Consider the following 8,461-nt stretch of genomic DNA (forward strand, 5'->3'; position numbering starts at 1 on the left):
GTCGAGGATTACGCTACCCAGATCGCCATTTCCTCGGCCCGCGAGCGCAACCCCGACGCCCAGCTCGGCGATTTCATCGCCGAACAGCTGCCGCCGATGGATTTCGGCCGCATCGCCGCCCAGTCGGCCAAGCAGGTCATCGTGCAGAAAGTGCGCGAGGCCGAGCGTGACCGCCAGTATGACGAATACAAGGATCGCATCGGCGAGATCGTCAACGGCACCGTCAAGCGCGTCGAATACGGCAACGTCATCGTCGATCTCGGCCGCGGCGAGGCGATCATTCGCCGCGACGAGCTGATCCCGCGCGAGAATTACAAATATGGCGATCGCGTCCGCGCCTATGTCTACGACGTGCGCCGCGAGCAGCGCGGCCCGCAGATCTTCCTGTCGCGTACCCATCCGCAGTTCATGGCCAAGCTGTTCACCATGGAAGTGCCGGAAATCTACGACGGCATCATCGAGATCAAGTCGGTGGCCCGCGATCCGGGCTCGCGCGCCAAGATCGCCGTCATCTCGCGTGATTCGTCGATCGATCCGGTCGGCGCCTGCGTCGGCATGCGCGGCAGCCGCGTCCAGGCGGTGGTCGGCGAATTGCAGGGTGAGAAGATCGACATCATCCCGTGGTCGCCGTCGGCCGCTTCCTTCATCGTCAACGCGCTGCAGCCGGCCGAGGTCGCCAAGGTGGTGCTCGACGAGGACGCCGAGCGCATCGAGGTCGTGGTGCCGGACGACCAGCTGTCGCTGGCCATCGGCCGCCGCGGCCAGAACGTCCGGCTCGCCTCGCAGCTTACCGGCTGGGACATCGACATCCTGACCGAGCAGGAAGAGAGCGAGCGCCGCCAGAAGGAATTCGTCGAGCGTTCGGCGCTGTTCATGGAGGCCCTCGACGTCGACGAGATGGTCGGCCAGGTGCTGGCCTCCGAAGGCTTCACCAGCGTCGAGGAAGTCGCCTATGTCGACGCCGGCGAGATCGCTTCGATCGACGGCTTCGACGAGGACACCGCTTCGGAAATCCAGACCCGCGCCCGCGAGTATCTGGAGAAGATCGAGGCCGAGCATGACGACAAGCGCAAGGCGCTCGGCGTCGAGGACGAGCTCCGCGAAGTCCCCGGCATCACCACCGCCATGATGGTGACGCTCGGCGAGGACGGCGTGAAGACGATCGAGGATTTCGCCGGCTATGCCGCCGACGACCTGACCGGCTGGAAGGAACGCAAGGACGGCGAGACCAAGGTCTATCCGGGCGTACTCGCCAGCCACGGCGTGTCGCGCGCCGATGCCGAGCAGATGGTTCTGGCTGCCCGCCTCAAGGCCGGCTGGATCACCGAAGACGAGCTTGCCGCGCCGGAAGCGGCGGTTGACGAAACCGTCGGTGCGTGAGGTGAAACCCTATCGCACCGAACCCGCCCCTGGACGAGATGAACGATCGCACCTGCATCGTCACCCGCAAGCAGGCCGAACCGGATGAATTGATCCGGTTCGTCGTCGGCCCGGATTCGGCCGTCGTCCCGGACCTCAAGAGAAATCTGCCCGGCCGCGGTTGCTGGGTCAGCGCCGAGCGCCTACATGTCGACAAGGCCGCGGCGAAGAACCTGTTCGCCCGCGCCTTCAAGGCGCAGGTGAATGTTCCCGCCGACATCGGCGGCATGGTCGACACCCTGCTTTCCCGATCCGCGCTGGGCATGCTTGGCCTCGCCCGCAAGGCCGGCGCGGTCGTTCTCGGCGCCGCCAAGGTCGAGAACGCGGTGCGCGAGGGCCAGGCCTTGCTGGTGCTTCATGCGACAGAAGCGTCGGATGACGGCGTCCGCAAGATCAGTCAGGCCCGGCGGGCAACGGTTCATCTCGGCGGGCCGGCCATCCCTGCCTACAAACTTTTCCCCGAGGCCGAGTTGAGCTTGGCATTGGGGGGTACAAATGTGATACATGCTGCCGTCCTCGCGCAAGACGCGGGCAAGGCGGTTGAGAAGCGCATGGTTGCGCTCGACCGGTATCGGGGCGGTTCCCCGGACGATCTGGCAATGATTGCGGACGTTGCTGACGAAGATGATGCCGCAGAGGATATGGAATGAGCGATACGAAATCGGGCGACGACAAGACGTTGAGCGTTACGCCGAAGAAGACCTTGACGCTGAAGCGGCCCGGCATGGAACAGGGCACTGTGCGCCAGAACTTCTCGCACGGCCGCACTAAGGCGGTCGTCGTCGAGACCAAGAAGCGCAAGTTCTCGCTACCCGGCGACAAGCCGGAGCCGGCGGCCGCTCCCGTGTCCGTCTTCACGCCGAAGCCCGTCGCCGCGGCGGCGCCTGCCGTCCAGGAAGCCCCCAAGGCGCCTCCGCCGCCGCCCGAGCGTGGCGGCATGGTGCTCAACGAATTGTCGCGTAGCGAGATGGAAGCCCGCCGCAAGGCGCTGGAAGGCTCCAAGGCGCGCGAGATCGAAGACCGCCAGCGCGCCCAGGAAGAGGCCAAGCGCCGCGCCGAGGAAGAAGAGCGCCGCAAGCGCGAGCGTGAGGACTCCGCGCGCCGCCAGGCCGAGGAAGAGGCGCGGCTACAGACCGAGGCCGAATCCCGGCGCCGTGCCGAGGAAGAGGCTCGCCGGCGTGCACCGCTGGCCGCCGAATTGGCGACGCCGGACGATGAAGAGGACGTCAAGCCGAAGCGTGCCGGCGCCGGCGCTCCCGTGCGCCGCCTGGTCACGCCTGAAGTGGCGCGTCCGGCCAAGCCCACCAAGGGCGAGGAAGACCGCCGCCGCGGCAAGCTGACACTGAATTCGGCGCTCTCCGACGAGGATGCGCGCGGCCGTTCGCTGTCGTCGATGCGCCGCCGTCAAGAGAAGTTCAAGCGCGCGATGCACAACGAGCCGCGCGAGAAGGTCATGCGCGAAGTGATCCTGCCAGAAACCATCACCATCCAGGAACTGGCGCAGCGCATGTCCGAGCGCGCCGTCGACGTGGTCAAGTTCTTCATGAAGCAGGGCCAGATCATGAAGCCGGGCGACGTCATCGACGCCGACACGGCCGAATTGGTCGCCACCGAATTCGGCCACACGGTGCGCCGCGTCGCCGAGTCCGACATCGAGGAAGGCCTGTTCAACATCGCCGACCGTCCGGAAGACCTGGTGTCGCGTCCGCCGGTGGTGACGATCATGGGCCATGTCGACCACGGCAAGACCTCGCTGCTCGATGCTATCCGCAACGCCAATGTCGTTTCCGGCGAAGCCGGCGGCATCACCCAGCACATCGGCGCCTACCAGGTCGAAAAGAACGGCCAGAAGATCACCTTCATCGACACGCCCGGCCACGCCGCCTTCACGGCGATGCGCGCCCGCGGCGCCCAAGCGACCGACATCGCCGTTCTGGTGGTTGCTGCCGACGACAGCGTGATGCCGCAGACGATCGAATCGATCAGCCATGCCAAGGCGGCCGGCGTGCCGATCATCGTGGCGATCAACAAGATCGACAAGCGTGACGCCGACCCGCAGAAGGTGCGCTCCGAACTGCTGCGCCATGAAGTGTTCGTCGAATCGATGGGGGGCGAGGTGCTGGACGTCGAAGTGTCGGCGACCAAGGGCACCAATCTCGACAAGCTGCTCGAAGCGATCCTGCTGCAGGCCGAGATCCTCGACCTGAAGGCCAATCCGGACCGCACCGCCGAAGGTGTGGTCATCGAGGCGCAGCTCGACAAGGGCCGCGGTCCCGTCGCCACCGTTCTGGTGCAGACCGGCACGCTGATGCCGGGCGACATCCTCGTCGCCGGCAACGAGTGGGGCCGGGTGCGCGCGCTGGTCAATGATCGTGCCGAGCACGTCAAGGAAGCGCCGCCGGCGATGCCGGTGGAGGTGCTGGGCCTGCAGGGCACGCCGCAGGCCGGCGACCGCTTTGCCGTCGTCAACAACGAGGCGCGCGCGAGAGAGATCACCGAGTACCGTCAGCGCCTGGCGCGCGAGAAGGCGGTGGCCAAGCATGCCGGCCAGCGCGGCTCGCTGGAGCAGATGATGTCGCAGTTGCAGACGAGCGGGCTGAAGGAATTCCCGCTGGTCATCAAGGGCGATGTGCAGGGCTCGATCGAGGCCATCAGCGCCGCGCTCGAGAAGCTCGGCAACGACGAAGTACGGGCGCGCATCGTCCATGCCGGTGCCGGCGGCATCACCGAGAGCGACGTCTCGCTGGCGGAGACCTCCGGTGCCGCGATCATTGGCTTCAACGTCCGCGCCAATGCGCAGGCGCGCAACGCCGCCGCGGCCGCCGGTATCGAGATCCGCTACTACTCGATCATCTACAACCTCGTCGACGACGTGAAGGCGGCCCTCTCGGGCATGCTCTCGCCGGAGCGTCGCGAGACCTTCATCGGCAATGCCGAGATCCTCGAGATCTTCGACATCACCAAGGTTGGCAAGATCGCCGGCTGCCGTGTCACCGAAGGCAAGGTCGAGCGTGGCGCCGGCGTGCGCCTGATCCGCGACAACGTCGTCATCCACGAAGGGACGCTGAAGACGCTGAAGCGTTTCAAGGACGAGGTTTCGGAAGTGCCGGGCGGCCAGGAGTGCGGCATGGCCTTCCAGAACTACGAGGACATGCGCGTCGGCGACGTCATCGAGTGCTTCCGCATCGAGATGGTGACCCGGACGCTCTGAGTTCGAGTAACGCGTCGAGAAGACCGGGCGGTGGTCGCAAGGCCGCCGCCCACATCACATGAGACATGCGGTGCGGTCCCATCCCGCGCATCACGATTTCAGGACCGAGGAAAATGTCCCGTTCAACCACGTCAGGCCCGTCCCAGCGCATGCTGCGTGTCGGCGAGCAGGTGCGCCACGCGCTGTCGGAAACCTTGCAGCGCGGCGAGATCATCGATCCGCTGATCGAGAACGCGGTGGTCTCGGTCTCCGAGGTGCGCATGTCGCCGGACCTCAAGATCGCCACCGCTTTCGTCTCGCCGCTCGGCGCCAGCGACACCAATGCCGTAATCGAGGCGCTCAACAAGCATGCGAAGTTCATCCGTGGCCGGGTCTCGGGCGCGCTCAGGCAGATGAAGTACATGCCGGAGTTTCGCTTCCGGCTCGACACATCCTTCGACAATTTCGCCAGGATCAATGAATTGCTGAAATCGCCCGAAGTGGCGCGCGATCTGCGCACCGAAGACAAGAAAGACGACAACGACAAGGACGGGAAATAGTGGCACGCCGCGGCAAGAAGAAGGGCAGGCCGGTTTCCGGCTGGGTGGTGCTGGACAAACCCGTCGGCATGGGTTCGACCGAGGCCGTCTCCAAGATCAAATGGCTGTTCCAGGCTGAAAAGGCCGGCCATGCCGGCACGCTCGACCCGCTGGCGTCCGGCATGCTGCCAATCGCGCTCGGCGAAGCGACCAAGACAGTGCCTTACGTGCAGGACGGCGCCAAGGTCTACCGCTTCACGGTCGCCTGGGGCGAGGAGCGATCGACCGACGACCTCGAAGGCCCGGTGACCAACAGTTCGGTGCGCCGTCCGGCCGAGGCCGAGGTGAGGGCGCTATTGCCGAAGTACACCGGCGTCATCATGCAGACGCCGCCGCAATTCTCAGCCATCAAGATCGCGGGCGAGCGCGCCTACGACCTTGCCCGCGAGGGCGAGACGGTCGACATACCGGCGCGCGAGATCGAGATCGGCCGCCTCGACATCGTCGAGCACGGCGCCGACCGCACAGTTTTCGAGGTCGAGTGCGGCAAGGGCACCTATGTACGCTCGCTCGCCCGCGACATGGGCCGCGACCTCGGCTGCTTCGGCCATATCGCGGAACTGCGCCGCGTCGAGGTCGAGCCTTTCACGCCGGAAGACTTCGTCACCATCGCCGAACTGGAAGCCGCGCGTTTCGGCGAACCCGATGCGGCGCAGGGCGATGCCGACGCCCCCGAAACACCCATCGACTTCGGCGCGATCGACGCGCTGCTGGTCGAGACCGCGGCGGCGCTCGATTGCTTGCCGCAGGTCGTGGTCAGCGACGACGCGGCGACCAGGATCCGGCTCGGCAATCCGGTTATCATCCGTGGCCGCGACGCGCCGGTCGAGGCCGAGGAGGCCTGCGCAACCGTGCGTGGCAGGCTGGTCGCCATCGGCGCCATCGAGCAAGGCATGTTCAAGCCCAAGCGGGTCTTTGCCGGGTAACGGCGTTCGGCTGGAGCGATTCATCGTTTCACGGAAACGCCAAACCGCTCTATCTCCTTGTTTTGGGGCAATTCCGGACGGAAAACCGTTTCACACTTTTCTTGGAATTGCTCTAATTTCGCGGCGACACTGCGCTTGAGGGGGACATGGCAAAGGCTGAGACGATCAGGAAGCGCGCGCCGCTGAAAACAAGGCGGCCGCCGGTCGGCGCTTCGCCGGGCACGCTGATCGCCGACCCCGCGGCGCGGCGCAGCGAGCTCCGGCTGACGCTGATCTCGCCGGAGAAATTCAAAACCATCGAGAACGCCAGCATCGACGATCTTACTACGCATTGCGACCAGTGGCCGGTCGTCTGGCTGGATTGCACCGGTCTTGCCAACATCCCGCTGATCGAGGAGATCGGCCGCATCTTCAGCCTGCATCCGCTGGCGCTGGAGGATGTCGTCAACAGCGGCCAGCGGCCGAAGGTGGATTTCTTCGAGGACCACGCCTTTGTCGTCATGCGCATGATCGACGACGTCAAGGCCCATCGCTACGAGCAGATCGCGGTCTTCTTCGGCAACAACTTCGTCGTCACCTTCCAGGAGCGCGAGGGCGACCCGTTCAATCCGGTGCGCAAGCGCATCGCCAGCTCGGTGCCGAATCGGCTGCGCGCGCGCGGCGCCGACTATCTCGCCTATGCGCTGATCGACGCCATCGTCGACAGCTATTTCCCGCCGATCGAGGCCGCCAGTGAACTGGTCGACAGCATCGAGGACGAGATGCTGCACGCGCCGCACAAGCAGCAGATGCGGCAGTTGCACGAGTTGCGGCGCGACGCCAATGTGTTGAAGGGCGTGCTTTGGCCGATGCGCGATGCGCTGGCGACGCTGATCCGCAACGACGTGCCTTACGTGAAAGCGGAGACCAAGGTCTTCTTCAACGATACGCTTGATCATTCGCTGCGGCTGATCGAATTGGTCGAAACCCAGCGCGACATGCTGACTGGGCTGATCGAGATGCATCTGTCGCTTAGCCAGGCGCGCACCAATGACGTCATCTCCTATCTGACCATCGTCTCGGTGATCTTCATGCCGCTTACCTTCCTGGTCGGCGTCTGGGGCATGAATTTCGATCCTGACACATCGCCATGGAACATGCCGGAGCTGAAAGCCTATTACGGCTATCCCACCGCACTGGTGTTCATGGGCCTCGTTGCTGTCGGGCTCATTGCCTTCTTCAAATGGAAGAAGTGGTTGTAGTCGAACGCAAATCTTCGGTTTGACTGCAAAAGGCCTGCGACAAGCCGGCTCGTGAAATGGGCTGGCGTTTTCTGGGGAATTGCACTATATGCCCGGCAGCTTCGCGCCCTGACGCGTTGCTTGCACCGGCCCCTGCTGGACGACATCCCGGCTGAGGGCGTCCCGTTTCCTCCAACAGATAAGGAAAAACACGATGTCGATTACTGCCGAGCGCAAGAAGGAATTGATGACTGAATTCGCGACCGCCAAGGGCGATACCGGGTCTCCGGAAGTCCAGGTGGCCATTCTTTCCGAGCGCATCAAGAACCTGACCGACCACTTCAAGGACCACAAGAAGGATAACCATTCCCGCCGTGGTCTGCTCGCTCTCGTCTCCCAGCGCCGCAGCCTGCTTGACTATCTCAAGCGCAAGGACGACGCGCGCTATCAGACGCTGATCGAGAAGCTCGGTCTGCGCCGTTGACGAATTGACCGGCGGGCTTTCCTCGGGAGAGCCCGCCGGTCGCGCATTGGCGCATCGGATCTCTCCAGTGCGCCAATGAGGGAAATGAAGCGCCGCGCATCGGTTTGGATGCGCAAATGGACGCTTCGCAAAGTTCGCATTTGCGCAGGGCGCGTTTCGAGAGCCGAGGCTTTCGGGGTCATGCGCAAGGCCGTTCGGATCGATCGGCCACCCGGTTTCGAGAAAGCAGAGGGCCACTCGGAACCGCCCATGGACGGTCATGGGGCAGGATTGCAGGACGCTCGTGCGGCCATCGTGCCGAGATTGACATGAGCTTCCCGTTGTCTTGCCCGTGGCTGCCCGAGAAAAGAAGCCAGGGGAAAGGGCATCCGCGCATGATCAAGCAGCGCGACCCTTTCCGCATATGAAGGACAAGATATGTTCAACTACCACAAAGTGGAAATCGAGTGGGGCGGCCGTCCGCTCGTTCTGGAAACCGGCAAGATCGCCCGCCAGGCTGACGGCGCCGTGCTCGCCACCTACGGCGAGACCGTCGTCCTCGCCACCGTCGTTTCTATGAAGGAACCGAAGCCCGGCCTCGATTTCTTCCCGCTGACCGTCAACTACCAGGAAAAGACCTATGC

At 64.4% G+C, this 8,461-nt stretch carries 8 protein-coding genes; all 8 read left to right on the forward strand.

All coding sequences use genetic code 11. From position 1 onward, the window contains the following. A partial coding sequence (gene nusA / locus EN745_RS24185) for a transcription termination factor NusA (RefSeq protein WP_127422441.1) occupies positions 1-1,380 on the forward strand: 1,380 nt, incomplete at its 5' end. A gap of 38 nt (positions 1,381-1,418) precedes the next feature. Then, positions 1,419-2,069: an RNA-binding protein gene (locus tag EN745_RS24190; protein ID WP_126056667.1), complete on the forward strand. Its 651-nt coding sequence runs from the start codon at positions 1,419-1,421 to the stop codon at positions 2,067-2,069. Then, positions 2,066-4,630 (forward strand): translation initiation factor IF-2, encoded by a 2,565-nt coding sequence (gene infB / locus EN745_RS24195; RefSeq protein ID WP_126056666.1) that lies wholly within the window; start codon positions 2,066-2,068, stop codon positions 4,628-4,630. The genes EN745_RS24190 and infB overlap by 4 nt, the downstream gene beginning before the upstream one ends. A gap of 113 nt (positions 4,631-4,743) precedes the next feature. Beyond that, on the forward strand, positions 4,744-5,169 hold the full coding sequence (gene rbfA, locus EN745_RS24200; RefSeq protein WP_126056665.1) for a 30S ribosome-binding factor RbfA: 426 nt from the start codon (positions 4,744-4,746) through the stop codon (positions 5,167-5,169). Next, positions 5,169-6,134, forward strand: a complete 966-nt coding sequence (gene truB / locus EN745_RS24205; RefSeq protein WP_126056664.1) for a tRNA pseudouridine(55) synthase TruB — start codon at positions 5,169-5,171, stop codon at positions 6,132-6,134. Before rbfA ends, truB begins: the two co-directional genes overlap by 1 nt. 146 nt (positions 6,135-6,280) lie before the next feature. Then, entirely contained in the window at positions 6,281-7,375 is a 1,095-nt protein-coding gene (gene corA / locus EN745_RS24210; RefSeq protein WP_127422442.1) for a magnesium/cobalt transporter CorA, read from the forward strand. A gap of 151 nt (positions 7,376-7,526) precedes the next feature. After that, positions 7,527-7,838, forward strand: coding sequence for a 30S ribosomal protein S15 (gene rpsO, locus EN745_RS24215; RefSeq protein ID WP_281033073.1), 312 nt, complete (start codon positions 7,527-7,529; stop codon positions 7,836-7,838). A gap of 417 nt (positions 7,839-8,255) precedes the next feature. Further along, the coding region (locus EN745_RS24220) for a hypothetical protein (RefSeq protein ID WP_145992115.1) at positions 8,256-8,461 on the forward strand (206 nt) is incomplete at its 3' end.

It is taken from the genome of Mesorhizobium sp. M4A.F.Ca.ET.022.05.2.1 (assembly GCF_003998845.1).
Taxonomy (GTDB): Bacteria; Pseudomonadota; Alphaproteobacteria; order Rhizobiales; family Rhizobiaceae; genus Mesorhizobium.

Coding starts and splice junctions, on each gene's coding strand:
- rbfA (WP_126056665.1), top strand. CDS start 4,744: ATGTCCCGTTCAACCACGTCAGGCCCGTCCCAGCGCATGCTGCGTGTC.
- infB (WP_126056666.1), top strand. CDS start 2,066: ATGAGCGATACGAAATCGGGCGACGACAAGACGTTGAGCGTTACGCCG.
- corA (WP_127422442.1), top strand. CDS start 6,281: ATGGCAAAGGCTGAGACGATCAGGAAGCGCGCGCCGCTGAAAACAAGG.
- EN745_RS24190 (WP_126056667.1), top strand. CDS start 1,419: ATGAACGATCGCACCTGCATCGTCACCCGCAAGCAGGCCGAACCGGAT.